Source organism: Luteibacter jiangsuensis, assembly GCF_030812295.1.
Taxonomy (GTDB): Bacteria; Pseudomonadota; Gammaproteobacteria; order Xanthomonadales; family Rhodanobacteraceae; genus Luteibacter; species Luteibacter jiangsuensis_A.
The window spans coordinates 301240-325389 of the sequence record NZ_JAUSSK010000005.1; the positions used below are offsets into that span (position 1 = coordinate 301240).

Sequence of the window (24150 nt, forward strand, 5' to 3'; positions counted from 1 at the left end):
TCAGAAGGAACTATACGCGGCCACGGCCCGGCGTACCCGGCGGGAAGCGTCCCACGCGACCGAAACCTCGTCGCGGGCCACGGAGACGAGATCCTTGATGAGGCCATCGAGCAACATGATGGACTTCAACGACTCCAGGGTTTCCGGCGCGGGACGCATGCTGCCGCTCCTGAGGACCGGCTCGCGCTCGGCCTCCAGTTCCGCCAGCTCGTCCCAACGTCCTTCGCTGGCCGCGGCATGCATGGCCTCGGTCAGGCCAAGGACGCGGTCGAGATCGCACCAGACGACGTCGTTCACGCGCCCGCTCCGGCAGGTTGACGGGCCTCGACGGGAATCGCGACCCAGCTCTCGCGGATTTGCCCGAGCAGGCGGGTCACCTCGTCCAGGGCATCCGCATCGTTGTGCAGGTTGGCGTGCAAGAGACGACGGCTCATGTAGTCGTACAGGCTATCCAGTTGCCCCACCAGCGGCGCCTTGACCTCGTGGTTCAAGGCGGACTGCAACGCGCCGACGATTTCGATAGCCTTCGAGATGGCCTCGCCTTTCCCGGCCACATTCCCGGTCACCATGTGACCGAGGGCGAAACGGATCCTCTCGAGCGCACCGTCCATCAGCATGGTGATAAGGCCATGCGGATCGGCGGTTTCGATGCCGCCTTGCGTACGGACCTGCTTGTAGGCGCCTGCGCCCTGGGAATATCCGAGTGCCATGAGTTTTTTCCTGAGGAGACCGTCAGCTCTTGCTGGTGGTCAACGCGTCGAACTGTTGCTGGAGGAAGCTGCTGGTATTGCTGAGCTTGGTCATCATCGTGTCGAGCGCCGTGTACTGCTTGGTCAGGCGGTCGGAATAGGCCTTCATCGTGACGTCGAAGTCCGTTTGCTGCTGGGTGAGATCCTTGGCCTTCTTGTTCAGGTTGGCCGTACGCTGGGTCAGGATGCCGCTGGACGAGGTCCAGCTGGTGATCAGCTTGTCCAGCTTGGGTGCGATGCCATCGCTGCCGCTGAGCAGGCCCTGGGTTTCCTTGGGATTGGTCGCGAGCGCCTTGGTCAGCTTGGTCGAATCGAACTTCAACGTGCCGTCGATCTGGAACGCCACACCCAGATCGCTCAGCGATTTCGGGCCGGCACCGGTACCCGTGGACTGCGAGCCGACCAACGAGGTGATCTGGCTCTTGATCGAGGTCAGCGTGGCGTCGCCGATGAGGGCGCCGACCTGCTGGTTGGTCGCGTCGTACTTGGTCAGCGTCTGGTAGGTGGAAACGAAGGCGTTGTAGGCCGCGACGAACGAGGTCACCGCCGACGACACCGCGGTGGGATCGTTGGCGATGGTGACGGTGCTGGTACCCGTCTTGGACAGGGCGAGGGTGACGCCGTCGATGGCGGTGGCCACGGTGTTCGACGGGCTCGTGGCGGGAAGGCCGTCGATGGTGAACTCGGCGTCCTGGGCCTTCACCGTCGCGGAATCGGTCGCCGGATCGAAATCGAGTTGCGACAGGTTGCCATCGCCGCCGCTGGAACTCACCGTGAACGCGTTGGCCGCGCCGGTGGAGGTCGACGTCAGCACGAGATGCGCGCCGTCGGTACCCGTGACGATGCTGGCGGTAACGCCCGGATTGTCCGACGCCTTGTTGATGGAGTCGCGGATGTTCTCGAGCGAGTTGGCGCCGGATGCGACGTTCAGGCTCATCGACTTGCCACCGATGGCGATCGTGAGCGTGCCGGTGCCCACCTGGGTCTTGCTGGTGGCGAAAGCCGTCGAGGTGGTTTTCTGCGAGGTGGCCAGCTTGCCGACGACGATGTTGTACGTGTTCGGCTGGGCATCCGCGTCCGCCGTGGCGGAAAGGATCGTCGAATCACCGACGGAGGTCTTCTGCGTCGTGAACGCGCTACCGTCCGTCAGTGCCTTCATCGCGTTCTGCAAGCTCGTCAGCGACGAGGTGAAGTTGCCGATCGCGGAAATCTGGGTGGTGTTCGCGCTGACCTGGGCAGCCAGGGAGCTGTCCGTCGCCGCGCGCTTGTTGTTCGTCAGGTTGGTGACGATGCTCGCGACGTCGATGGAACTGGAACCGAGGGTGATGGGATTCGTGGCCATGAAGCTCTCCTGGAGGACGCCTCACTGCCCTGGGCGCCAATTTGTCGGCGGCTGGCTCCCTTTCGAGTGCCAACCGCCGACAACTAAGCAATTACCCTGCCAATCCCAGCCTTGGCCGGGACTGGCGGTGTGACGCCTGTTACTGGAGCAGCTTCGAGACGATCTGCTGGGCCTGGTTCGCCTGGGCGAGGACCGAGACGCCGGCCTGCTGCAGGATCTGGGCCGAGGACATGTTCGCCGTTTCCTGGGCGAAGTCGGCGTCCGTGATGGCGGACTTCGACGAGGTCAGGTTCTGCGAGATGTTCTGCAGGTTGGAGATGGTCGATTCGAAGCGGTTCTGCACCGCACCGAGGTCCGAACGGAGGTCCGAGACCGACTGCAGGGCCGCGTCGATGCGGTTGATCGTCTGGTTGGCGCCGTCGACCGTCTTGACCGAGGAATTGGCCAGGGTATCGGTCGTGGAGACCGCCAGCGTACCGGCGGTCAGGCCAGCGTCGGCCGGAGCCGTGCCGCCCACCGTGATCGCCTTCGCCGAAGCGAACTTCACCGCGCCATCGGAACCGACATAGGCGTTGATGCCCTGGCCCGACTTGGCGTTGATCGCATCGGCCAGGTCCTGCGCCGAGTTGTACGTACCGGCGAGGTCGAACGAGGCGTTGTCACCAACCTGCAGGGTGACGGCGCCGGCGGCGAGCGTGACCGGGGTCTTGTCGCCGATGCTGACGCCAGCGGTCGTAGAAGTGGTGCCGAAGATCGACGCATTGGCGCCGCCGATGACCGGAGCCGTCGCGGTGTTGCCCGTGGCCGTGCTGGTGAACTCGATGCGGCCGGTCGTGGCGTTGACCGAAGCCGTGGCCGTGGCGCCGGCGCCCAGCTGCGTGTTGATTTCGGCGGCGACGCCGGCGGCGTCCGTCAGGTTCGTGGTCAGGCTGACCGCGGTGCCGTTGACGGTGAAGTTGGCATTGGTGGTCGAGAAGTCGGCGGTGGCCAGGGCCTGGCCGGCCGTGGTGACGGCGCCCGAGGCGGCGGTGGCCGCGAACGCCAGCGAGGCGGAACCGGAGGCCAGCTGACCGACCTGGTTGGCCTTCATGCCCTGGTTCAGGCCGACGGTGATCACTTCACCCACGTTGGCACCGACCTGGAAGCTCAGCTGGTTGGCCGAACCGTCGAGGACCTTCATGCCGTTGAAGTTGGTCTGCGTGGCGATACGCGTGACTTCCGCCAGGCGCTGCTGGACTTCGGCGTCGAGCGCGGCGCGGTCGCTGTCCGAGTTCGAGGCGTTGGTCGACTGGACGGCCAGTTCGCGGATGCGCTGCAGGTTGTTCGTGACTTCGTCCAGCGCCGATTCGGTCGTCTGCGACAGCGAGATACCGTCGTTGGCGTTCTGCACGGCGCGGTTCAGGCCGTTGATCTGCGTGGTGAAGCGGGTGGAGATGGCGAGGCCGGCGGCGTCGTCCTTCGCGCTGTTGATGCGCATACCGGAAGACAGGCGCTCGATGGCCGAGGACAGCTTCGTCTGCGAGGTGCTCAGGTTACGCTGAGCATTCAGCGACATGATGTTGGTGTTGATGGTCAGAGCCATGGGATTGATCCTTTGTAAGCGGAACCGAAATGCCGGAGGTTGTGCGGCGTAGTCCGGCGGGGTTCCGTTAGGGAAGCCTTCCGCCTCAGAGAGGTTTACGGCACGCCGGGAAGAAACTTGAGAACTTTTTCTACCTGTCAACCACTTTTTTGATCAGCACCCGCCAATGACGTCTCGCCGGCCGCTGTCAGGGTTCCTTATCGGCACGTCCGGCCCGGGATTTAGGCCTCGTTGCAAGAAAATAAGGCGGCCTCGCGGCCGCCTCGAATGCACTGCAAAGAGAAATGCGCGTTTCTTACTTGAGGTAGTTGAACAAGCTCAGGTTCTGCATCTTCACGTACGACTGCTGCGCGGCGTCGAGCGCGGATTGCTGCTGGGTGAACTTGCTGATGGCGCTGGCGTAGTCGAGGTCCTGCAGGTCGGAGAGCGTGCTGGCGTACTGCAACTTCACATCCGCACCGATCTGCGTCTGCTGATCGAGCGTGTTCATGCGCGCGCCGATCTTCGTGCGTGTATCGAGGAAGCTGGTGGCGGCCTGGTCGAGGTTCTGCAGCTGCGCGTTGATCTGATTATTCATCGCCGCGCCACCGCCGGGCGCCTCGAAGGCATTGATGATGCCGGCCACCGAGGAAAAAACGTCTTGCGACGACGAGGGACCCACGGCGAAGGTGTCGCCTGTCGCTGGGTTGCCCGTGAGATTGAGCTGCGTGCCCTTGAACGCGATGGTGCCGGTGTCGCCCGTGTACGTCCCCGTGGAGATGACCGTATTGGTGGGGTCGTTGACGTCGCGGATCTCGTAGTCGGTGGGCGAAGTGAAGGTGATGCTGTAGCTGCCGCCATCCCAGGCGCTTGCATCGGTGACCGACGTGGCCCCGACCACGGCCGTCCCCGTATTGGTGGCACCCGCGCTGGTGACGAAGGTGCCGTTGCCGCCGCGGATCGACATGAAGACGTCGGCACCGTTGTCGCCGGTGGCGACCTGCAGGCCCGCCGCCGCGGCGACCATGCGCTGGCCCTGGTCACCGCCATAGTTCACGTTCAGGCCGTCGATGGTGAAGGGCTGGGTGGTGGTACGGCTGCCCGCGAAGATGTATTCGCCCTGCCCGTCCTTCGTATTGCCCAACGCGACCAGCTGCTGCAACGTCTGCCGCAACTCCGTCGCGATCGATTGCCTCGATTCGTCCGTCTGCGTGCCATTCATGCCTTCGAGCGTGAGCGAGCGGATGCGATCGAGGATGTCGCCCGCCGAAGAAAGCGCCTGCTCTTCGACGGACAGGCGGGTGGTGGCGGATTGGATGTTGCGTGTGTACTGGTCGTTCTGCGCGCTGGCGGAACTGGTGTCGACGGCGCGCGCGGCGGCCGCGGGGTTGTCCGCGGGGGTCTGGATCGCCTTGCCGTTGCCCAGCGAAAGCTGGGTCTGCGACATCTGGTATTGCCTGTCGAGCATCGAGTCGACGGCTTGCTGTTGGCCCCAGGAAGTGGAAATACGCATGGTCGTCAGCCCCGCACGGCGGTCATAAGAGAGTCGAAGATGGTGTTCGCCGCGTTGATCACCTGGGCGGATGCCGCATACGCCTGCTGGAACCGCAGGAGGTTGGCCGCTTCTTCATCCATGTTCACTCCGGAAAGGCTCTGCTGCGATGCCATGGCCTGGTCGAGGATGCTCTGCTGGGCGTCGAGTGCGGTGTTCGCCTGCGCGCCCGCCGTGCCCACCTGGGCGATCAGCTGGCTATAGGACTTGCCCACCGTGGTGGCGCCGTTGTCGAGGACGCCCTTGTTGGCGACGTTCGCGAGCGCAAGCGCATTGCCGTTGTCACCGCTGGCCGAACCCGCCGGCTTCACGGTGAACGTATCGTTAGCGGCAGGGACACCGGAAAGCTTGAGCGTCCACCCGTTGCCGGTGATGGTGTCGCCATCCGCATAGGTTTGCGGAGCCCCCCCGTTGACGGTGTAGGTGGTCGGCGAGGTGAAGACGATATTGACCGGGGTGTTGAACGCCGGATCGGCGACATTGGTGACCGTGAGGGCGCCCAGGGTGGCCTTGCCGGTGTTGCCGGAAGCCTTGGTCGCGGCCAACGGACCCGATGCGGCGATCTTGCTGGTATCGCTGATCGCCACGCTCATGGTGGAGGCGGCATTGCGCGTCGGCTGGATCTGGAAGCTGTCACCGGCCTGAGGCGTGCCGCTCGGTACCGAGATCGCGAGCCCGTCGATGAGGATGGGATCTCCCGCGGCGCCCGTGCCCGTCGAAGGCACGGTGACGCCAGCCGCCGTCGTCACCGACCAGTTGGTTCCGTTGTAACGCATGATGTAGTCGGCGCTGCCGAGCTTGCCCACGTCGGTCACGGTTGCCGTAACCTGGGCGTTGCCCGTGTTGCCCGTGCTGTTGAACACCGCCGGATCGCCGATGGTGAAGAAATCGCCACCCGCATCGCCGTTGAGGTCGATGCCCTGCGCATGCTGCTGGTTGAACGCGTCGGTGAGGGCTATGGCCGCACGGCCAAGCTGGTTGCGCGCCGGATCGAGCACGTTGGTGCGGAAATCGAAGGTCGCCCCGAGCGAGCCGGAGCCGAGCTGGCCGCTGATGACGGAACCGCCAGGGCCGACGACTTCCAGGCGCGACGAATCGTACTGGTTGGCCGCGGTGCTCAACGTGGTCGCGTCGGTGCCATTGACCAGGGGCTGGCCGTTGCCCACCGACACGGTGACCATGTGGTCGCTGCCCTGGGTGACGTTCACCCCGACCACCTGCGACAGCTGCGAGATCGCCTGGTCGCGCGCGTCGAGCAAGTCGTTGGGCGCGGCGCCGCCCGCATAGGCTTTCTGGATCTGCCCGTTGAGGTCGGCGATGCTCCGCGCCAGGCTGTTGATGCTGTCGACCGAGTTGCTGATTTCCTGGTTGGTCTGCTGGTCGATCTGCTGGAACTGCGACGACAGCGAGCGGAAGGTCGAAACCAGGGTGCTTGCCTTGCCGATCAGGGCCTGGCGGCTCGCCGTGTCGACCGGCGCGTTGGCGAGGTCGCTCACCGCGCCGAAGAAGCCGTCGAGGGCCGTTTGCAGGTTGGCCGAGCCACTGACGGCGTTGTTGACCGACGCGGTGAGGCTGGCATATTGCGTGGCGCGGCTCTGGCCGGAATTCGCCGACCACACCGACTGGGTGAGGAACTGGCTATACGCGCGCTGGACGCTTACCGCATCCGCACCCTGCCCCACGTAGTAGCCGCCGTTGTACTGCGGCGCACGCGCATTGAACGTGGTCGTCTGCCGGGTATAGCCCGCCGTGTTGACGTTGCTGATGTTGTGGCCGACGGTGGAGAGGCCGACTTGCGATGCAAGCAGCCCGGAGACGCCGGTGGAGAGCAGGTCGGCCATCGCTGTTATTCCTTGTGATCTTTCATGGGCCCGTGTCTTACAGGTCCGCGGCGATGTGCTTCAGCGCGGCGAGCGCCTGCTTCATCACCGGACCGTTGGCGATATCGGTGAGCTTCTGCGCATAGCTGGGGTCGGTGGCGTAACCGCCCTTGACGAGGGCATGCGCGAAGCCGGACACATCGTCGCCACGTCCCACGGCCGCCGCATAGCGCGGACTGTTGGTAACCAGGTCGGCGTAGTCCTTGAACGAGTCGGACGGTGAATCGTATGCGCGGAAACTGTCTTTCCGACGTACGGCCACGCCGTCCTCGTATTCGAGCGTCGGCACGTTCACCCGCTTGCCATCCCAGCTGCTGCCCGCCTTGATGCCGAACATGTTGAAACTCGTGGTGCCACCCTGTGCCGGCAGATGCTTGCCCCAGCCTGTTTCCAGGGCGGCTTGTGCCAGCAGCGCGCGCACGGACACACCGAGTTTCTTCGCCGCCTCGATGGCATGCGGCGCAAGCTTCTGTACGAAGTCCTCCGGACCGGAGATGGATAGCTTGCCAACCGTGCCCGCCACCGCGTTCGCTCCATCGCCCACGGCCTTACCCGCGCGGCCGAGCATGCGCTCGAGCGAATCCATGAGGCCGCTGTCCTGGTCGGAAGGCGACGAGACGGCGGCGGCGGTGCTGGCGTCGCCGGTGACGCCGGCGAACAGGTCGTTCGAGGATGCGTCCTTCGCCGGGCTGCCACCGAGCTGGCGGATAAGCATGTCGGCGATGCCGATACCCTTGCCCTGCGACAGCGTGAGCGACAACTGGTGATCGAACATGTCTCGATAGGCGTCGGCCGCCTGTGAGCCCATGATGTCGTCGCCCATCGCGGCGCTGGCGTCACGCATGGACTTCAGCATCATCTGGGTGAAGATGGACTCGAACTGCTTGGCGACGGTCGGCAGGGCCGCCTTGGAATCCTTCTGCGCGGCCGCCCGCAGTCCGGCGAACGCGGACATGTCCGTGTAGGTGCCGAGCCTCTGGGTGTCGACGGCGGCGGCCATGTCAGATCACCACCAGTTCCGCATGCAGCGCGCCGGACTGTTTCAGCGCCTGCAGGATCGAAATGAGGTCGCTCGGCGAGGCACCCACCTGGTTCACGGCACGCACGATGGCATCCAGGCTGGTACCCGGCCCGAACTTGAACATGTGGCCACCTTCCTCGCTCACGGCCACCTGGCTGCTCGGCACCACGGCCGTCTGGCCCCGGCTGAACGCGCCGGGCTGGCTGACCTGCGGTTGCTCGCTGATGGTGACCTGGATGGAACCATGCGCCACGGCGGCCGCGCCCACTTTCACGTCGGAGCCGATCACGACCGTGCCGGTACGCGAGTTCACGATGATCCGCGCCGGAGCGTCGCCCGGGGTGACTTCCAGCGCCTGGATGGTGGACAACCACGACACGCGTTGCGACGGATCCAGCGGCGCGCGTACGGCGACCGAAGCCGAATCGATGGCGTTGGCCGTCCCCGCGCCGAAGCTTTGATTCACCGCCTGGGCGATGCGGGCGGCGGTCGTGAAGTCGGCCGTGTTGAGGTTGAGCATGAGGTCGCCGCCCTTGTCGAAAGACGAGGCGACGCTGCGCTCGATACTTCCGCCACCGGGAATGCGGCCGCTGGCCGAGATATTCACCTGTACGCTGGAGCCGCTCTTGCCTTGGGCACTGACGCCGCCCACGACGACGCTGCCCTGTGCGATGGCATACACCTGGCCGTCCGCGCCCTTCAGCGGTGACATGAGCAGTTCGCCACCGCGGATGCTCTTGGCGTTGCCGATCGAGGCCACCGTCACGTCGATGCGCTGGCCGGGCTTGGCGAATGGCGGCAGTTCGGCCGTGATCGTCACGGCCGCGGCGTTCTTCAGCTGCGGACGGACGTTGGACGGTACGTTGACGCCGAACTGCTGCAACATGTTCTCGAGGCTTTGCGTCGTGAACGGCGCCTGGCTGGTCTGGTCGCCACTACCGTCGAGGCCGACGACGAGCCCGTAACCGATCAACTGGTTGCTGCGCACGCCGCCCACCTGCACGAGGTCGCGAATGCGATCGGCCTGCACGGGCAGCACGATGCCCAGGGCCAGCACGGCGGCGGCGCCGCGAACGAGCATGCGGAGGCGCTGCGCGGTCTTCATCAGAACGGCATCCACTTCGAATCGAAGAAACGTGACAGCCAGCCGCGCGTATTCGCATCGGCCAGCGTGCCCTTGCCCACGTATTCGATGCGCGCGTCGGCGACACGGCTGGACGCGACGATGTTGTCGTTGCCGATGTCCTGTGGACGGACAATGCCGGAGATGCGCACCAGTTCCTCGCCCTGGTTGATCGTCAGCCACTTCTCGCCACGGACCACCAGCGCACCATTGGACAGGCGCTGAGCCACCGTGACGGTGATCTCGCCGGTGAGTTGGTTGCTCTGCTCGCTGGAGCCGTCGCCGGCAAACGCGTTGCTGCTGGACAAGGAACTGTCGGCGGCCTTGCCACCGATCCGCAGACCCTGGCCGAGCAGGGTCGGAGAAGAGATGGTATTGCCGTTCTTCTTGTTCGTGCTGGTCGCGGCCTTCTTGCTGGCCTGCGTGGACTCGACGAGGGTGATGGTCAGGATATCGCCGATACGGTGCGCACGCGGGTCGGCGAACAATTCCATCGACTGCTGGTCGGCGTAGATGGACCCCGTGGCCTGCGGCTGTGCCGCCGGCTCGACGGGAAGCGTCGCCGTGTACATCGGCTTGGGCGTGGGCGGAACGATGGCGCAGCCTCCGAGCGCGGCAAGTGGCAACGCGGCGACGAGAAGGCGGACGAGGGAACGGTTCATGTCGTTTCTCAGGTCTTGTTGGAGATGAACTGGAGCATCTGGTCGGCGGCGGAGATCGCCTTCGAGTTCATCTCGTAGGCGCGCTGCGTCTCGATCATGTTCACCATTTCCTCGACCACGTTGACGTTCGAGGTTTCCAGGGAGTTCTGTTCGATGGTCCCGAGACCGTTGAGGCCCGCCGTACCCGTCTGCGGCGCGCCACTGGCGGCCGTCTCCAGGTAGAGGTTGTCGCCACGCGGCTCGAGGCCGGCCGGATTGACGAAATCGGCGAGCTGGATCGTGCCGATCTGCTGCGATGTGGCGTTGGCGGCCGTGGTCACGCTGACCGTGCCATCCGTGCCGATGCTGATGGTCTTCGCGTTGGCGGGAATGGTGATCGCCGGCTCGAGCGGATACCCGTCGTTGGTGACGATCTGGCCGTCCTGGTCCTGCTTGAGCGCACCGTCCCGCGTATAGCCGACGGTGCCATCGGGCAGGGTCACCTGCAGGAACCCGCGCCCCTCGACGCGCATGTCCAGTGGATTGTCCGACTGCTGCACGCCGCCCTGCTCGAACATCTTCTGCGTGCCTACCACGCGCACGCCCGTGCCGAGCATGAAGCCGGTGGGGGACTGGGTCTGTTCGGTCGTCTGCGCACCGGCCTGGCCGCGGTTCTGGTAGGACAGGTCCTCGAACTCGGCACGCGAACGCTTGAACGCGGTCGTGTTGGTGTTGGCCAGGTTGTTCGATACGACATCCATGCGCGTCTGCTGCGCATCGAGGCCGGTCTTGGCGATCCAGAGGGACGTGAACATCGTTGACTCCTGCGCGCGGGCGCTTTACATGCCGGCGACGGTTTTGCGTCGCCCGGCGGTGGTTACCCCACCTGTAGCAATTTCGATGCCGACTGGGCGTTGTCGTCGGCGGTCTTGATCGAACGGACCTGCATTTCGAACTCGCGGGACAGCGAGATCATCTTCACCAGCACGTCGGAAGGATTGACGTTGCTCGATTCCAGCGCGCCGGCATCGACACGCACGTTGGCATCGGCGGGCGCCTGGGTACCGTCCTTCATGTGCATGAGGCCATCGCCGGCGTACGCCAGCTGGTCGTTGCCCGGGTTGACCAGCTTGATCCGGTCGGTGGTGGCGACGGTGGCCGGGGTTTCGCCGAGGGGCACGACCGAAATCGTGCCGTCGGAGCCGATCTTCACGCTGGACGCCTGCGGGATCGTGATCGGGCCGCCACCGCCAAGCACGGCGTTGCCGCGCATGTCCGTCAACAAACCGTCGGCATCGATGCGCAGGTTCCCGGCACGGGTGTAGCCTTCCGTGCCGTCCGGCGTCTGCACCGCGATCCAGCCGTCGCCCTGCACCGAGATGTCGAGGTCGTTGCCCGTCTGCATCTGGTTGCCCGCGGTCATGTCCCACCCGGTGCCCTGGGCCACGCCGTTGATGCGAGTCTGCAGACCGTCGCCCTGCACGGGCAGGCTCTGGAAGGCCGACAGCTCCGCCTTGAATCCGGCGGTGTTGGCATTCGCGAGGTTGTGCGCCACCTCGGCCTGCGCACGCATGATCTGCGTGGCGCCGGTCATCGCGACATATACGGAGCGGTCCATGTGGGTCCTCGGAAGCCGTCGGGCGCGGGCGCGCTTAGTTGCGGATGTTGATGATGGTCTGGGTCAGCTTGTCGTCGGTCGAGATCACCTGCGCGTTCGCCTGGTAGTTGCGCTGCGCCTTGATCATGTTGACCAGCTGGGCGGTCAGGTCGGCGGTGTTCGACGATTCGAGCGAACCGGCCTGGATCGTGCCGACGTCACCGGAGTTGGCGACGCCGCGGATCGGCTGGCCCGATTCCGACGACGGCACCCAGTTGGTGTCGTTGAGCTGGCGCAGGCCCTGGTTGTTGGCGAAGGTGGCGATCGCCAGCTGGCCCAGCGGCGTGGAGACGCCATTGGAATAGATGGCCGAGACGGTACCGTCCTTCGCCACGTCGATCTTCGAGAACGTGCCGGCCGCATAACCGTCGTTGGCCACCGCCGTGGTGGCGAAGGTATTGCCGAACTGCGTGACCTTGTTCATGTCGATGGTCAGGTCCATCGGCGCGGCGCCCGGGTTCGGCGACACGGCGCCGAAGTTCAGCTTGCCGCCGTTGGTCGGCACCAGCGCGCCACCCGAGCTGAAGGCCATCTGCTGCGAGGTGCCGACCTGCGTGCCGTCCACCGTCATGCTCACGTTCCACGTGTTCGCGGCGGTCGCGTCCTTCACGTAGTAGAGGTTGACCGTGTGCGAGGCGCCGAGCGAGTCGTAGGCCTGGAAGGTCGACAGGTTGTTGTAGGTCTTGTCGTTCGTCGGGTCGAACGCGCCGCCGGTCGGCGCAGTGGCATCGGACGGCAGGTTCGCCGTGATGCCGATGGCGGAACTGGCCTTGGCCGGGCTGGAGCCGTTGGTGATCTTCAGGTCGGTGAGGCTGCTGATGTCGAAGCCGCCCGTGGCGGTCGGCGGATAGGCCTGCACGAACTGGCCCGTGGCGTTGACGATGTTGCCGTTCTCGTCCGGATGGAAATTGCCGGCGCGCGAGTATGAATAGCCCGCGCCATCGCGAAGCGTGAAGAAACCCGCGCCGCTGAGGGCGAAATCGTAGGAGTTGCCGGTCTGCGTGACGTTGCCGTCGCCGAACTGCTGGGCGATGTTGGTCAGGCGCACGCCGCTGCCGGCCGCCGTGGCCGAGAGGTTCTCGCCGGCTACGGAATAGACCTGCGAGAACTCGGCGCGCGAGCCCTTGAAGCCGACCGTGTTCACGTTGGCGATGTTGTTGGCGGTGACTTCCAGGTCGGAAGACGCCGCGTTGATGCCGCTGAGGGCGATGTCGAATGGCATGGTGGGTTTCCTCGCTGGAATTACAGGATTTGTGCGATCTGGCTGAGCAGGGCACCGCCGTAGCCGGCCACCTGCACGTAGGTTCCGTCGGTACCCGAGGCACCGACGCCTTCCACCTTGCCGCGAACGAAGGTATCGATCGCGGTTCCGCCGGAAGTAGCGGATATCTTGTAGACGCCATCGTCCAGCTGCGTGCCGTCGTCGGACTTGCCATCCCAGGTGAAGGGGACGAGGCCGGCATCGGGCTGGCCCAGCGATATCGTGCGGACGATGTTTCCCGACGAATCCTTCACCTGCACGTTCACGTAGGTACCCGACGTACCGACGTTCACGGCACCGTTGAAGCTGCCATCGGTGAGCTTGCCGGCCGTGGAAGGCACCAGCACTTCCTGGCCCACCAGCGCCGCGGCGCGGACGAATTGATCGCCGCTGAGGTTGGTGGCCAGCGAGTCGAACGACTGCTGCAGTTCCTGCGTGGCGGCCACCTGCGAGAACTGCGCCATCTGGGCCACCATCTGGGTGGAATCCATCGGCTTGGTCGGGTCCTGGTTGGTCATCTGGGTGACCATCAACTTGAGGAAATCCGACTGGCTCAGCGTCTGCTGCTGAAGCTGGCCCGAGGACGACTGGGTGGTGGACGTTGAGCTGCCGTTGACGGTATCGACTGCCATGGGAATCCTTACTTGCCGAGGTCGAGCGTCTTCTGCATGAGCTGCTTGGCGCTGTTCATGACTTCGACGTTGTTCTGGTAGGAGCGCGACGCGGAGATCATGTTGACCAGCTCGTCGACCGGGTTGACGTTGCTCGAATACACGTAGCCATTGGCGTCGGCGAGCGGATTGGAGGGCTCGAAGCGCGACTGCACCGGCGCCTGGCTTTCGGTGACGCCGAGCGTGCGCACGCCCTCGTTTTCCATCTGCCCGTTCACCTGGCGCTGGACCGCCGAGAACAACGGCTGCTTCGCGCGGTAGGCACCGGCTTCGCTGCTGGCGAGGCTGTCGGCGTTGGCCATGTTGCTGGCCGTGGTGTTGAGGCGCGCCGACTGCGCGGCCATGCCGGAACCGGCGACGTCGAAGATCTTGAGCAGGCTCATGAACTGGACCCTGTGATGGCGAGGCGCATGGTGTGGATCTGCGCGTTGATGAAGCCGAGCGACGCCTGGTAGTGGATGGCATTGGCGGCGAACTGCGCTTGCTCGACCTGGGTGTCGACGGTGTTGCCGTCCATCGTCGGCTGGGTCTCGACGCGATAGGCGAGCTTCTGCGCATCGGCGAGGGCCGCGGCCGGATTGCCGCCGATATGTCCAGCTTCGGTCGCCGTCATCGGCAGCGTATTGCCATCGACGGCACCGGTAGCGGCGGTCATGACCTTGCGGAAATCGAGATCGCGGGCGAGAAAGCCGGGCGTATCGGCATTGGCGAGGTTCGAGGAAATCACCTCGGCACGGCTCTGCCAGAGGCCAAGGGCCTGGGCGTGAACGCCGAACAGCGCATCGGGTTTGTCGATCATGGGCTCTGCCCTCTCGTGACCTTGGCCCGAGGGGTTGAGCAATTCGCGTGCCACGCAAGAGCGGCGCGGGTGAAACGGCGGCGTGGCGCCGTTTTTCAGTCGTGTGTGGCTGTGTCCGCCCGGTGCCGTGTCGGAATTCCGGCGCCTGCCTGCGTCACATCGCTGACAGGGCGCCGACCGCCATCAGGCCGGCAATAGCTCGAGCACGGCGGTAGCCAGCACGTCGGGCTGGAACTTCGCGATGAAGCGGTCGGCGCCGACCCGTTCCACCATCGCCTCGTTGAACACGCCACTCAGGGAGCTGTGCAGCAAGACCTTGAGGTGACGCAGCTGGGTGTCCTCGCGGATGGCGCGGGTCAGTGCGTAACCGTCCATGGCCGGCATCTCGATGTCGGACACCACCAGGGCGATCCGCTCGGAGGCTGGTCCCGCGGCCAGGTTACGCAGCATGTCGAACCCTTCACTGCCGTCCTTGGCCACCACGCACTCCAGGTCCATCTTGCGGAAGAGATCGACCAGTTGCGTCCGGGCGACCAGGGAGTCGTCCACCACCAGCACCCGGCGATTCGACGCCTGCTGCACATGGGCGGCCTGCTGCACGCGTTCGGACAATTCGGCCACCCGCGGATCGACGCTGGCCAACACCTGCTCGACGTCGACCACCGCCATCAGGTTGCCATCCAGCCGGGTTACCGCGTTCACACGCGGGCCGTAACCCAGCGCGGGGGGCGGCGCCGCCAGGTTGCCACCATCCACGTGGACGATGCGGTCCACGTCGGAGACAAGGAAACCCTGCACCGACCGGTTGAACTCGGTCACGATCAGGTGCGCTCCGTCCTCCGTGGCGAGCGGTGGATAGCCCATGGCCGCGGCGAGATCGACCACCGGAATGGTGCTGCCGCGGTAGTCGAAGCTGCCCGCGACGAGCTCGTGCATGCTGGGCATCCGCTCCAACCGCGGCCGGCGCAGTACCTCGCGCACCTTGAACACGTTGATGCCGAAGGCCTGGCCATCGCCCAGCCGGAATAGCAGCATCGCCACGCGGTTATGGCCCGCGAGGCGGGTGAAGGTTTCCACGGTATCGAGGAGCGGTCGGGCCATGGGCTGCGCATGCGTCTACGGAAGGTGTCGCGGAACGTATCGGCCGGGGGCGGGCGAGCTTGAGGCACATCTCATGGCACGACGATTGCTTGGCTCAAGAAGCCGGCCTTCCTACCGATGTAGTGAGGCGACCACCCGAACAAAGCGAAAGCGAAATCATGACCCTCCTCTGGAGCCAGCACGTCCGCCTCCTAGCCCACGCCGCCGCCAGCGGTGACACCGCGCGCGTGCGGGCGCTCGCCGCCCAGTATCCGGCGGCCGCGAGTGCGCTGGGTGCCCTGCTCAAGCCCGCCGAGCCACGTACCGCGGCGGCGACGACCATCCAGGCGATCGAGCAACAGGGCATGGTGTTGACCAACGCCCAGGCGCTCGGCACGACCCTGCAGGAACTCGGCACCGCCGTCGAAGGCGCGCGCGATACCGCCGGACGATTGACGGAGGCCAGCGCCAGGATTTCGACGGCGATCGACCAGGCCCACGCCGGCGTCGCCGGGATGGCCGATGCCGGCAGCCAGGGACAAACCACGTCGGCCGAACTCGACGGCCAACTGCGCCTGCTGCGCAGCGCCTTGTCGGGAATGAGCCGCAACCATGCCCAGTTCGCCGATTATTTCACCGCCATCCGCAAGCTCACTGCCGCGGTGCAGGACATCGCCCACCAGACCAATCTCGTGGCGTTGAACGCCGCGATCGAAGCGGCTCGTGCCGGCGAAGCCGGCCGTGGCTTCGCGGTGGTGGCCGACGAAGTGAAGCAACTGGCGGAAAAGACCACACAGGCGACCGCCGAAATCGATCAGGTCACCCAGGCGGTGGGCGAATTCTCCGGACATCTCGACGAGGCCGTGCAAACCAGCCTGCGCCGACTGGACCAGTCCCAGTCCGGCATCGCCGGCATGCAGGCCTCGCTCGGACGCGTCGACGACGCCGTGCGCGGGGCGCGCGGCAGCCTTGAGGCCGCACGCGAAGGCATGGGTGCGCTACAGGGCCGTATCGCCGCGATCCAGACCACGCAAGGCACGCTCAGCCGTATCGGCAACGACGCACGGCGCCAGGCCGACGCGGCCGCCCGCGCCGCCGTCCTCGCCCATCGCCTTAGCCTCGCGAAGCTGGAAACCGAGGGCAACCTCGATGCCGCCAGCCTCAGCCAGATGATCCGCGAGGCCAGCCAGGGCCTGCGCTATGCCCTCGAACTCGCATCGCGCGATCCGTCCAGCCTCGACCGCCGCTGGCTCGACACCACGCCGATGATGCGTTGCATCGACCAGTTCCGCGCACGCCGGCCCGACGAATCCGCCGATGCCATCCGCGCCGCCGGCGAGCGTTTCTCCATCCTTGCGTCGCAATACGCCATCACCCTCGGCGAAGGCCGCCACGCCGATGCGGGACACATGCTGCCGGGCCTCGTGAAGGAGCTGGACGCCATCGCCCAGGGCCTTTCCACCTCCCTGGCGGAACGCGCCGCGTGATCCATCGCGTTCTCACCATCGGCCTCGCCTTCATCGCGACGCTCGCCCTTCCTCCATCCGCGGAAGCGGGCCAATCGCTGGACGCGATACGCACCACCGCTGTCGACTGGCTGCAACAGCATCGCAACCTGCCTGGCACCCGCATGACCGCCGAGGCCGGCGCCCTGGACAGTCGGCTGCGCCTGGCCGACTGCACCGCTCCGCTGGACGCGTCGCTGCCCGGCAATCGCCCGCTCGGCGCCCGGGTCGGCGTGACGGTGCGCTGCCCCATGCCAGGCGGCTGGACGGTGCGCGTGCCCGTGCGTGTGAAAATGCTCACCGACGTCCTGGTCACCAGCAGGCCACTTGCCCGCGGTGACGGCATCGGTGCTGGCGACGTCCATGCTGAAGAACGCGACGTCGCCACCCTTGCCTATGGGTACGTGGCCGACCTCGACCAGATCGGTGGCCGCTCGTTGGTCCGCCCGCTCAGCGCGGGCACCGTGCTCACCCCGGGCATGCTCGCCGGCCGTCAGGCCGTGCGCATCGGCGACGCCGTGAGCATGGAAGCCAGCGTCGACGGCGTTACGATCCGCGCGGAGGGCGTGGCCATGGGTGCCGGCGATACCGGCGCGCGGCTCAAGGTCCGCAACGCCTCGTCGGGCAAGGTGCTCGACGCGATCGTGAGCGGTCCTGGCACCGTCGCGGTCCTGCCGTGAACGAAATCCGAACCAGGTCACACTTCACGGCCTGAGGCCAGCTAAAGTTCGCCCGCGGACCGCCGATAAAGGTCTGACGGAAAAAATGATCCGAGGGATACACCCATGACGACGACCATCAAACCCGGCCTCCAGGCCACGCAGCCGCAGGTGCAGCTCCGCACCCAGAACCCGGCCGCCGGTTCCGCCGGTTCGACCCAGACCACCGGTTCGGTGCGCCCGAGCGACGACAGCGTCAAGATCACGGATTCGGCCAAGGCCCTCGACGCCGCGAGCCGCGGGGACGACATCGACGCGAAGCGCGTGGACGAAATCCGCTCCCGTCTCGCCGATGGCACCTACAAGCCCGACTCCCAGGCCATCGCCAGCAAGTTCCTCGCGCTGGAAGGCCAGATGGGCGGTAGCAAGGCATGACCGGCCCGCTCGGCCCCGACTTCGATGCCGCGCTCGTCGCGGTCATGGGCGACCTCGCCCGCGAGGTCGACGCCCTGCATGCCAGCCTGGTCGAAGAGCGCATGGCCCTTGGTCAGGCAGATCCGCAGGCGCTGGAAGCCGCCGGCCGGGCGAAAGGCAAACTGCTCGACCGGATCGAGAAACTCGACGTGGAGCGCCGCCAGCTGGGCGACGCGGCCGGCATCGACAGCCTTCTCGACCCGCGTTGGCTCCATACCCTCGAACGGCTGGCCGAATGCAGACAGCTCAATGAAGTGAATGGCCGCGTCGTCGCCCAGCGAATGGGCCACGTCCGCCAGGCTCTCGCGCTGATCTCCGGCGAATCGCCAGGCGGCTCGACCTACGGCCGCAACGGTGTGGCGAAAGTGAATCTTCGTTCCGCGACCCTTGCACAGGTTTGACCGAAACGAAGCAGCGACACTCAAGGTCCACCCAGACGGCGCAAGAAGGAAGCAATGGCAGCACATCCCCAGCCGGCAGCGGTGAACGACGACGGTATCCTGCCCATCGTCCGCGTGCCCATCCTGGACAAGAAGCAGTCCCTGTTCGCTTATGAACTGCTCTTCCCCCGGCCGATCGGCAGCGACATCGATGCCGCTTCGCTCGCCCATACGCAGGCGACGCTCAGCGCGATCGCCGACGGCAGCCTGAAGCGCCTCGTTCGCGACAACCGCGCGTTCCTGCACATGTCGCGCGACCTGCTGTTGCAGCACGCCGACATCCTGCGCCACAACGCGCGGCTCGGTGCCAGCATCAGTGCCGATGTCGGCACCGACGACCAGCTCCTGGTGAAACTCCGTGAACTGAAAGGCCATGGTTGCCTCTTCATGCTCGAGGATTTCAACCTGCCCGCCGACCCGGAACACCGGGCCGGTGTCGACGCGTTGCTGCGCATCGTGCAGTTCGCGAAGGTGGCGGTGGACCATCGTCACCCCGTGGCCGCCCGCGCGCACATGGACTACGTGCATGCGTTCGGCGTAAAGGTGATCGTCACCGGCGTCGATACACACGAAACCTTCGTCGACTACGCCGACCAGGATGTCGACGGATTCCAGGGCAAGTACCTGCTCCGCCCGGAGCGCGTCGACATGCCACGCCTGAGCCCGAGCAAGCTCGGCGTGCTGCGCCTCATGGGAGCGTTGCAGGACCCGGAGAACGGCCCGGTCGAACTCGGCAAGATCATCCGCGACGACGCCATCCTCAGCTACAAGCTGCTGGGCTGCGTGAACTCCGCGTATTTCGCCCTGCCCCGCCAACTGAAATCGGTGGAGCAGGCGGCGGTGTTCTTCGGCGTCAACCGCATGCGCAACTGGATCTTCACCATGGCCGTATCGGGCATGGACGAGCGTCCGCCGGAGTTGCTCCGCCTTGCCCTGATCCGTGCGCACATGTGCGAGAAACTCGCGCGTGCCATCAAGCCCGAACTGCAGGAAATGGCCTTCACGGCCGGCTTGTTCTCGTTGCTGGACACACTTATGAACGTGTCCATGGCCTACGTGCTCGAACACCTGCCGCTGGCGATCGAGATCCGCGAGGCCCTGCTCGAGGGAACCGGCCCGTTCGCTCCGATCCTCGACCAGATCCGCCATTGGGAACAGGGCGAACTGGAAAGCGATACGGCGCTGCGCGAGCAACACGTGCACACGATGGCGGCGATGTACGTGGAGGCCGCGAACTGGGCCGACCACGTCTACTCCTTCGCCGACGGCACGGCGGTGGTCGAAGCCGAGGCTTGAAGCCCGGGAAGCGCTATACCAGCAGGTGGATGACCGCGTACTGCCACAGCAGCATCAGGGCCATGAGGGCGATCACCAGCAAGGTGATCGCCGCGCCCGTGGCGCGGCCGGCCGAATAACCCGGTGTACCGGACAACCCGATGGCGTGGGCGATCCGCGCCAGCAACAGGACGATGCCGAAGGCATGCAGTAACACCGGCAAGGTCTGGTTGAGTTCGAGCACCAGCAACAGGATCAACGCCAGCGGCACGTATTCCGTGGCATTGCCATGGCTGCGCACGGCGCAGGCCACGGCACGATCGCCACCATCGCCGAGGCCGATGCGAGTGCGCCGGCGCAACCACATCACCCGCGCCGCCAGGCCAAGGATGAGCAGGGCAAGCAAGGCCGCATAAAGTCCCGTGATACGCATCGCCTGCTCTCCGTGGTTTCAGTGTGTTCCTGGCGCCGTCCGTTGCTGTACCCGCCAGATCGCAAGCCCCGCACCCAGCACGGCCACCAGCAACCATACGCTGGCCGCCATCGCGTCGCCAGCCAGCCACATGACGCCGGCGACGGCGGACACCACCACCGCACCGATGCCGATGGCGAACAGCACGTCGTTACGTAAACGGCTGGTGCAAGCAAGCAGCAGCGACCCGAGTATCGCCAGCACGAAAGCGCCCGCGCGCGCGGGCATGACGGCATCCGGCTGCTCGGGCAGGGCGGGCAGCACGTCGAGCAGGCTGCGCTCGCCCACTTGTACGTCGAAGCCATTGTCGCCATCGCGGCTGGCAGCCGGCACCAGCGCATCGTCGTCGATGCGTGCCAGCACGGTCATCGGTTGCAAAGGCACCGCTTCCCAGCTGACCCGCAGGTCGCCGAGACGGGGGTTGGCCGGCTTGGCGCTCGTGACCAGCGCGTCGCCGGCACGCTGGAAGGTGGCGGCCAGGTTCGGCGGCAGTTTCTTCTCGTCCGGCGGAATGGTCACGCGTCCAGGGAATGCGCGCAGGATCGTCTCGGACAGCTTGAAGTTACCCAGCTTCACCTCGCCCGCTTCGAATTGCCTGCCCTGGATCGGAAAGGCACCCGGATTCACGTGACCCGCCGGCTTGGCGAAATTCGTGGCGTCGATCGGGCGGTCCACCCAGTCGAGTTCGTAGTGGGAGACCCCGCCGACGGTGATCTCGCGCCACTGGAACATCTCCACGTGGCGGATGAGGATCGGCGACTCCGCACGGACATCGAATTCAGGATCGCGTGGCGCCTCGACGATCAATGGCATGCCGCTGACCCGGGTGAGCGCACCGTATTGCCCGGCCGTGGGCCGTCCCTCGGCGCCGAGGTCGAGCACCGGCGAGCCGTGCCGGACCAGCGCGGCGGTGTAGTCCATCACGCGGCGTTCGTTCCACGCGACGAGGCCCAGGCCAGCCAGCAGCAACACGGCACCGGCGAGCCGGGTTCCCAGGGCCATCCCCGTCTGGTTCATCCTGTAGTTCGATGACATCCTGCCCCCGTCCCCTGCACGCCTAGACATCGAGCCCAGCCAGTCGCCCAAGCGCATCGGCCGCCCTGTAGCGGCCCTTGTCGTCTTTCTCGACCGTCGCCAGCGCGCAGTCGTGATCGTGCGTGAAGAACAGCTTCACGCCACGCGCGATCTTATCGTCGAGGAAGGTCTTTTTCTCGTCGATGAGCTTCTCCGGCCAACGGTCGTAACCCATCGTCACCGGCAGGTGCACCCAGGCACGTCCGGGAATGAGGTCGGCGCAGAACACCACGCCACCGACTTCGGCGAGCATCAGGCCCGGCGTGTGTCCTTCGGAGAATTCGAAGCGCACCGACTCGCCCAGCGAAGATGGCATGCCCTCATGCACAAGCTCCAGCCGACCGCTCTCTTGCAGCAGCCGGACGATGTCCGGCACGAAGGAGGCGCGATCGCGCGGGTGCGGGTCCCGGGCGCGTTCCCAATGGGCCGCCCCCACGAGGAAGCACGCGTTGGGGAACAGCAGCCGTGCCGGCTCGCCTTCCACCCAGGGGGCCAGCAAGCCGCCGGCATGGTCGAAATGCAGGTGCGAAAGCACCACCGCATCGATGTCTTCATGGCCCAGGCCCGCCTCGGCGAGCGAATCGAGCAGCACGTGCCGCTCCTCCACCACGCCATAGCGTTCGCGCATCGCGGGCTCGAAGAACGCGCCAATGCCCGTTTCGAAGAGCACGTTGCGGCCATCCAGCCCGGTGACGAGCAGGCAACGGCAGGCCAGCGGGATCCTGTTCTCTTCGTCAGGCTCGATCCAGCGTGCCCACAGGGCGCGCGGTGCGTTGCCGAACATGGCGCCGCCGTCGAGCTTTTGCGAATTGCCGATCAATGACCAGAGCTTCATGGGACGGACTTCACTGTGCCCACCTTGCCCAGGCCCGACGGACGGCGCGGATCGGTGGCGGCATCCAGCGCGTTGGTCCGATGGTCCCAGGTGACCACGTTCATGAAACCCCACGGTGACCGGTTCTTCAAAACATGACCCATGTCCGTGAGCGTCTTGGCCGTGGCCTCGTCGAACGCACCCGCTTCCACGTCCACGCGATCGGGCAGGTACTGGTGGTGATAGCGCTTCTGCGCCGTGATCTGGGAGGCGCTCTTGCCGTCGATGAAGGCGAGGATGCCCTCGAGCACCTGCGTGATGATGGTCGAACCACCCGGTGAACCGATCACCGCGGTGCGGTCGGCACCAAAGACGAAGCTCGGCGACATCGAGGAAAGCATGCGCTTGCCTGGCTCGGGAGCGTTGGCAAGGGCACCGCGCAGACCGAAGGCGTTGGGCTGACCCGGCACCAGGGCGAAGTCGTCCATCTCGTCGTTGAGCACCACGCCCGTGCCCTTGGCGACAAAGCCCGAGCCGAATTCCAGGTTCACCGTGAGCGTGGACGCCACCATGTTGCCGTCGGCGTCGATCACGGAAAAATGCGTGGTGTGCATGCCCGGATCGGCCGACATGGCCGTGGGCAACAGATCGGAAGGCGTCGCCTTGTCCGGCGAGATGGTCGCGCGCAAGCCGTCCGCATAGTACTTCGACAACAGCATGTCGAGCGGCATCTTCACGAAGTCCGGATCGCCCAGGTATTCGTTGTGATCGCGAAAGGCACGACGCATCGCCTCGATCGTCAGGTGCGTGGAATGGGCGAGGTCGAGCTTGGTGAGATCGAAGCCGGAGAGGATGTTGAGCACCTCGGCGATCGCCACGCCGCCCGACGACGGCGGTGGCGCGGTGACGATGCGGTAGCCCTTGTAGTCGACGGTCAGGGGCTCGCGCTCCTTCACGCGGTACGCTTCCAGATCGGCGGCCGTCCAGTTGCCACCGGCAACGCGCGAGGCGGAGACCAGCAGCGTCGCCGTCTCGCCCTTGTAGAAGCCGTCGGCGCCCTTGACGGCAAGGCGTTCCAGCGTCGTCGCGAGGTCGGGCTGGCGCAACGTCCAGCCCTGCGCGGGCACTCTGCCGTCAGGCAGGTAGATCGCGGCCGATGCGGGATAGCGCGCGAGGACATCCTTGCGATCCTCGATGGTGCCGATGAAACGCGCGTCGGGCTGGAAGCCCTCTTTCGCGATCCGTATCGCCGGGGCCAGCGACGCGGACAAAGGCAGCTTGCCGTAATGCTCGGCCATCCAGGCCAGGCCCGCGGGCTCGCCCGGAATGCCAGCCGACAGCGGGCCGTTGGTCGACACATCGCGGTTCGGTTTGCCGTCCTTGCCGACGTAGACCTTCATGTCCACGGCCTTCGGCGCCGTTTCGCGCGCGTCGATGAAAACGTTGCGTCCATCGGACGCCTTGTGCAGCAGGGCCATGAAGCCACCGCCGATGCCGGAACTCTGCTGCTCCACCACGGCCAGCGTGGAGGACACCGCGACGGCCGCGTCGAACGCGTTGCCGCCCTTGGCGAGTACTTCGAATCCGGCATTCGTGGCCAGGAAGTTGGCGCTGGCGATCGCGGCCTGACCGGGACCCCGCGAAGCGGGAACATCCTTGGCGGTGGCCTGACCGGCACCGACGACGAGGAACAGGCTCGTGGCGAGCACGCGCCACGACGGGGCATGGATCATGTGGAATTCTCTCCGGAAGGGATATCGCTTTCCCTGAGATTAACCCATGACGCCTGTGGAGCGTTTACGTGCCGGCCTTCGCCATCAGGTGTTCGTACTTGAGCATGAGCTGCTCGCGCGTTTCCACATGGTCGGGGTCGTGCGGGATGCACTCGACCGGGCATACCTCGACACACTGTGGATTGTCGAAGTGGCCGACGCACTCCGTGCAAAGGTTCGGGTCGATCACGTAGTACTGCTCGCCCAGTGAGATGGCCTTGTTCGGGCACACGGGCTCGCAGACGTCGCAGTTGACGCAGGTATCGAGGATAAGCAGGGACATGTCCCCATTTTACCCTACCTTCGCCTGGCAAACCGCCCTTGTAAA

At 65.7% G+C, this 24150-nt stretch carries 26 protein-coding genes; 5 read left to right on the forward strand and 21 right to left on the reverse strand.

The window, feature by feature from the left end:
• The 16 genes from fliT to J2T07_RS17630 form a co-directional block, all read right to left on the reverse strand.
• The gene (fliT, locus tag J2T07_RS17555; RefSeq protein WP_306851697.1) at positions 1-297 is read right to left on the reverse strand and encodes a flagellar protein FliT; all 297 of its coding nucleotides are present in this window, start codon (positions 295-297) and stop codon (positions 1-3) included.
• Positions 294-710 carry a flagellar export chaperone FliS gene (gene fliS / locus J2T07_RS17560; RefSeq protein ID WP_306851699.1) on the reverse strand — a complete coding sequence of 139 codons (417 nt, stop codon included), beginning with the start codon at positions 708-710 and terminating at the stop codon, positions 294-296. Before fliS ends, fliT begins: the two co-directional genes overlap by 4 nt.
• A gap of 22 nt (positions 711-732) precedes the next feature.
• Positions 733-2091 (reverse strand): flagellar filament capping protein FliD, encoded by a 1359-nt coding sequence (gene fliD, locus J2T07_RS17565; protein ID WP_306851701.1) that lies wholly within the window; start codon positions 2089-2091, stop codon positions 733-735.
• A gap of 139 nt (positions 2092-2230) precedes the next feature.
• A complete protein-coding gene (locus J2T07_RS17570) occupies positions 2231-3673 on the reverse strand; it encodes a flagellin (RefSeq protein ID WP_306851703.1) in 1443 nt (480 codons plus the stop codon).
• Between the two features lie 295 nt (positions 3674-3968).
• Complete coding sequence (flgL, locus tag J2T07_RS17575) at positions 3969-5165, reverse strand: flagellar hook-associated protein FlgL (protein WP_306851705.1); 1197 nt, start codon at positions 5163-5165, stop codon at positions 3969-3971.
• A gap of 5 nt (positions 5166-5170) precedes the next feature.
• Entirely contained in the window at positions 5171-7045 is a 1875-nt protein-coding gene (gene flgK / locus J2T07_RS17580; RefSeq protein WP_306851707.1) for a flagellar hook-associated protein FlgK, read from the reverse strand.
• Between the two features lie 37 nt (positions 7046-7082).
• Complete coding sequence (flgJ, locus tag J2T07_RS17585; protein ID WP_306851708.1) at positions 7083-8084, reverse strand: flagellar assembly peptidoglycan hydrolase FlgJ; 1002 nt, start codon at positions 8082-8084, stop codon at positions 7083-7085.
• Between the two features lies 1 nt (position 8085).
• Positions 8086-9186 (reverse strand): flagellar basal body P-ring protein FlgI, encoded by a 1101-nt coding sequence (locus J2T07_RS17590; protein ID WP_306852174.1) that lies wholly within the window; start codon positions 9184-9186, stop codon positions 8086-8088.
• Between the two features lie 23 nt (positions 9187-9209).
• Complete coding sequence (flgH, locus tag J2T07_RS17595; RefSeq protein ID WP_306851710.1) at positions 9210-9890, reverse strand: flagellar basal body L-ring protein FlgH; 681 nt, start codon at positions 9888-9890, stop codon at positions 9210-9212.
• Positions 9891-9898: 8 nt separating this feature from the next.
• Complete coding sequence (gene flgG, locus J2T07_RS17600; protein WP_306851712.1) at positions 9899-10684, reverse strand: flagellar basal-body rod protein FlgG; 786 nt, start codon at positions 10682-10684, stop codon at positions 9899-9901.
• Between the two features lie 62 nt (positions 10685-10746).
• Complete coding sequence (gene flgF / locus J2T07_RS17605) at positions 10747-11487, reverse strand: flagellar basal-body rod protein FlgF (protein ID WP_306851713.1); 741 nt, start codon at positions 11485-11487, stop codon at positions 10747-10749.
• A gap of 34 nt (positions 11488-11521) precedes the next feature.
• On the reverse strand, positions 11522-12748 hold the full coding sequence (gene flgE, locus J2T07_RS17610) for a flagellar hook protein FlgE (protein WP_306851715.1): 1227 nt from the start codon (positions 12746-12748) through the stop codon (positions 11522-11524).
• A 20-nt stretch (positions 12749-12768) separates the two neighbouring features.
• The gene (locus tag J2T07_RS17615; protein WP_306851717.1) at positions 12769-13419 is read right to left on the reverse strand and encodes a flagellar hook assembly protein FlgD; all 651 of its coding nucleotides are present in this window, start codon (positions 13417-13419) and stop codon (positions 12769-12771) included.
• Between the two features lie 8 nt (positions 13420-13427).
• Positions 13428-13841 carry a flagellar basal body rod protein FlgC gene (gene flgC, locus J2T07_RS17620; RefSeq protein ID WP_306851719.1) on the reverse strand — a complete coding sequence of 138 codons (414 nt, stop codon included), beginning with the start codon at positions 13839-13841 and terminating at the stop codon, positions 13428-13430.
• Positions 13838-14257 (reverse strand): flagellar basal body rod protein FlgB, encoded by a 420-nt coding sequence (flgB, locus tag J2T07_RS17625; RefSeq protein ID WP_306851721.1) that lies wholly within the window; start codon positions 14255-14257, stop codon positions 13838-13840. Before flgB ends, flgC begins: the two co-directional genes overlap by 4 nt.
• A gap of 183 nt (positions 14258-14440) precedes the next feature.
• Positions 14441-15358 carry a chemotaxis protein gene (locus J2T07_RS17630; protein ID WP_306851723.1) on the reverse strand — a complete coding sequence of 306 codons (918 nt, stop codon included), beginning with the start codon at positions 15356-15358 and terminating at the stop codon, positions 14441-14443.
• A 158-nt stretch (positions 15359-15516) separates the two neighbouring features.
• Here J2T07_RS17630 and J2T07_RS17635 point away from each other — a divergent pair, with 158 nt between their 5' ends.
• The 5 genes from J2T07_RS17635 (at position 15517) to J2T07_RS17655 (ending at position 19711) form a co-directional block, all read left to right on the forward strand.
• Positions 15517-16824: a methyl-accepting chemotaxis protein gene (locus J2T07_RS17635; protein ID WP_306851725.1), complete on the forward strand. Its 1308-nt coding sequence runs from the start codon at positions 15517-15519 to the stop codon at positions 16822-16824.
• A complete protein-coding gene (gene flgA / locus J2T07_RS17640) occupies positions 16821-17522 on the forward strand; it encodes a flagellar basal body P-ring formation chaperone FlgA (RefSeq protein ID WP_306851727.1) in 702 nt (233 codons plus the stop codon). The genes J2T07_RS17635 and flgA overlap by 4 nt, the downstream gene beginning before the upstream one ends.
• Positions 17523-17627: 105 nt before the next feature.
• Positions 17628-17936 (forward strand): flagellar biosynthesis anti-sigma factor FlgM, encoded by a 309-nt coding sequence (gene flgM, locus J2T07_RS17645; RefSeq protein ID WP_306851729.1) that lies wholly within the window; start codon positions 17628-17630, stop codon positions 17934-17936.
• On the forward strand, positions 17933-18376 hold the full coding sequence (locus tag J2T07_RS17650; RefSeq protein ID WP_306851731.1) for a flagella synthesis protein FlgN: 444 nt from the start codon (positions 17933-17935) through the stop codon (positions 18374-18376). Before flgM ends, J2T07_RS17650 begins: the two co-directional genes overlap by 4 nt.
• A 54-nt stretch (positions 18377-18430) precedes the next feature.
• Positions 18431-19711 carry an EAL and HDOD domain-containing protein gene (locus tag J2T07_RS17655; protein WP_306851733.1) on the forward strand — a complete coding sequence of 427 codons (1281 nt, stop codon included), beginning with the start codon at positions 18431-18433 and terminating at the stop codon, positions 19709-19711.
• A 13-nt stretch (positions 19712-19724) separates the two neighbouring features.
• Here J2T07_RS17655 and J2T07_RS17660 read toward each other — a convergent pair whose 3' ends face one another.
• From J2T07_RS17660 to J2T07_RS17680, 5 genes are all read right to left on the reverse strand, one after another.
• Positions 19725-20123 (reverse strand): MAPEG family protein, encoded by a 399-nt coding sequence (locus tag J2T07_RS17660; RefSeq protein WP_306851736.1) that lies wholly within the window; start codon positions 20121-20123, stop codon positions 19725-19727.
• An 18-nt stretch (positions 20124-20141) separates the two neighbouring features.
• Positions 20142-21197 carry a TMEM43 family protein gene (locus J2T07_RS17665; protein WP_306851738.1) on the reverse strand — a complete coding sequence of 352 codons (1056 nt, stop codon included), beginning with the start codon at positions 21195-21197 and terminating at the stop codon, positions 20142-20144.
• A gap of 22 nt (positions 21198-21219) precedes the next feature.
• The gene (locus tag J2T07_RS17670) at positions 21220-22071 is read right to left on the reverse strand and encodes an MBL fold metallo-hydrolase (protein ID WP_306851739.1); all 852 of its coding nucleotides are present in this window, start codon (positions 22069-22071) and stop codon (positions 21220-21222) included.
• The gene (ggt, locus tag J2T07_RS17675) at positions 22068-23783 is read right to left on the reverse strand and encodes a gamma-glutamyltransferase (protein ID WP_306851741.1); all 1716 of its coding nucleotides are present in this window, start codon (positions 23781-23783) and stop codon (positions 22068-22070) included. The genes J2T07_RS17670 and ggt overlap by 4 nt, the downstream gene beginning before the upstream one ends.
• Positions 23784-23847: 64 nt before the next feature.
• Entirely contained in the window at positions 23848-24105 is a 258-nt protein-coding gene (locus tag J2T07_RS17680) for a YfhL family 4Fe-4S dicluster ferredoxin (RefSeq protein WP_306851743.1), read from the reverse strand.
• Positions 24106-24150 lie beyond the last annotated feature (45 nt).

Bases quoted from the DNA above. Each gene is read 5' to 3' on its own strand.
- fliS (WP_306851699.1), bottom strand. From the start codon at position 710: ATGGCACTCGGATATTCCCAGGGCGCAGGCGCCTACAAGCAGGTCCGT.
- fliD (WP_306851701.1), bottom strand. From the start codon at position 2,091: ATGGCCACGAATCCCATCACCCTCGGTTCCAGTTCCATCGACGTCGCG.
- J2T07_RS17570 (WP_306851703.1), bottom strand. From the start codon at position 3,673: ATGGCTCTGACCATCAACACCAACATCATGTCGCTGAATGCTCAGCGT.
- flgL (WP_306851705.1), bottom strand. From the start codon at position 5,165: ATGCGTATTTCCACTTCCTGGGGCCAACAGCAAGCCGTCGACTCGATG.
- flgK (WP_306851707.1), bottom strand. From the start codon at position 7,045: ATGGCCGACCTGCTCTCCACCGGCGTCTCCGGGCTGCTTGCATCGCAA.
- flgJ (WP_306851708.1), bottom strand. From the start codon at position 8,084: ATGGCCGCCGCCGTCGACACCCAGAGGCTCGGCACCTACACGGACATG.
- J2T07_RS17590 (WP_306852174.1), bottom strand. From the start codon at position 9,186: ATGCTCGTTCGCGGCGCCGCCGCCGTGCTGGCCCTGGGCATCGTGCTG.
- flgH (WP_306851710.1), bottom strand. From the start codon at position 9,890: ATGAACCGTTCCCTCGTCCGCCTTCTCGTCGCCGCGTTGCCACTTGCC.
- flgG (WP_306851712.1), bottom strand. From the start codon at position 10,684: ATGTTCACGTCCCTCTGGATCGCCAAGACCGGCCTCGATGCGCAGCAG.
- flgF (WP_306851713.1), bottom strand. From the start codon at position 11,487: ATGGACCGCTCCGTATATGTCGCGATGACCGGCGCCACGCAGATCATG.
- flgE (WP_306851715.1), bottom strand. From the start codon at position 12,748: ATGCCATTCGACATCGCCCTCAGCGGCATCAACGCGGCGTCTTCCGAC.
- J2T07_RS17615 (WP_306851717.1), bottom strand. From the start codon at position 13,419: ATGGCAGTCGATACCGTCAACGGCAGCTCAACGTCCACCACCCAGTCG.
- flgC (WP_306851719.1), bottom strand. From the start codon at position 13,841: ATGAGCCTGCTCAAGATCTTCGACGTCGCCGGTTCCGGCATGGCCGCG.
- flgB (WP_306851721.1), bottom strand. From the start codon at position 14,257: ATGATCGACAAACCCGATGCGCTGTTCGGCGTTCACGCCCAGGCCCTT.
- J2T07_RS17630 (WP_306851723.1), bottom strand. From the start codon at position 15,358: ATGGCCCGACCGCTCCTCGATACCGTGGAAACCTTCACCCGCCTCGCG.
- J2T07_RS17635 (WP_306851725.1), top strand. From the start codon at position 15,517: ATGACCCTCCTCTGGAGCCAGCACGTCCGCCTCCTAGCCCACGCCGCC.
- flgM (WP_306851729.1), top strand. From the start codon at position 17,628: ATGACGACGACCATCAAACCCGGCCTCCAGGCCACGCAGCCGCAGGTG.
- J2T07_RS17650 (WP_306851731.1), top strand. From the start codon at position 17,933: ATGACCGGCCCGCTCGGCCCCGACTTCGATGCCGCGCTCGTCGCGGTC.
- J2T07_RS17655 (WP_306851733.1), top strand. From the start codon at position 18,431: ATGGCAGCACATCCCCAGCCGGCAGCGGTGAACGACGACGGTATCCTG.
- J2T07_RS17660 (WP_306851736.1), bottom strand. From the start codon at position 20,123: ATGCGTATCACGGGACTTTATGCGGCCTTGCTTGCCCTGCTCATCCTT.
- J2T07_RS17665 (WP_306851738.1), bottom strand. From the start codon at position 21,197: ATGTCATCGAACTACAGGATGAACCAGACGGGGATGGCCCTGGGAACC.
- J2T07_RS17670 (WP_306851739.1), bottom strand. From the start codon at position 22,071: ATGAAGCTCTGGTCATTGATCGGCAATTCGCAAAAGCTCGACGGCGGC.
- ggt (WP_306851741.1), bottom strand. From the start codon at position 23,783: ATGATCCATGCCCCGTCGTGGCGCGTGCTCGCCACGAGCCTGTTCCTC.
- J2T07_RS17680 (WP_306851743.1), bottom strand. From the start codon at position 24,105: ATGTCCCTGCTTATCCTCGATACCTGCGTCAACTGCGACGTCTGCGAG.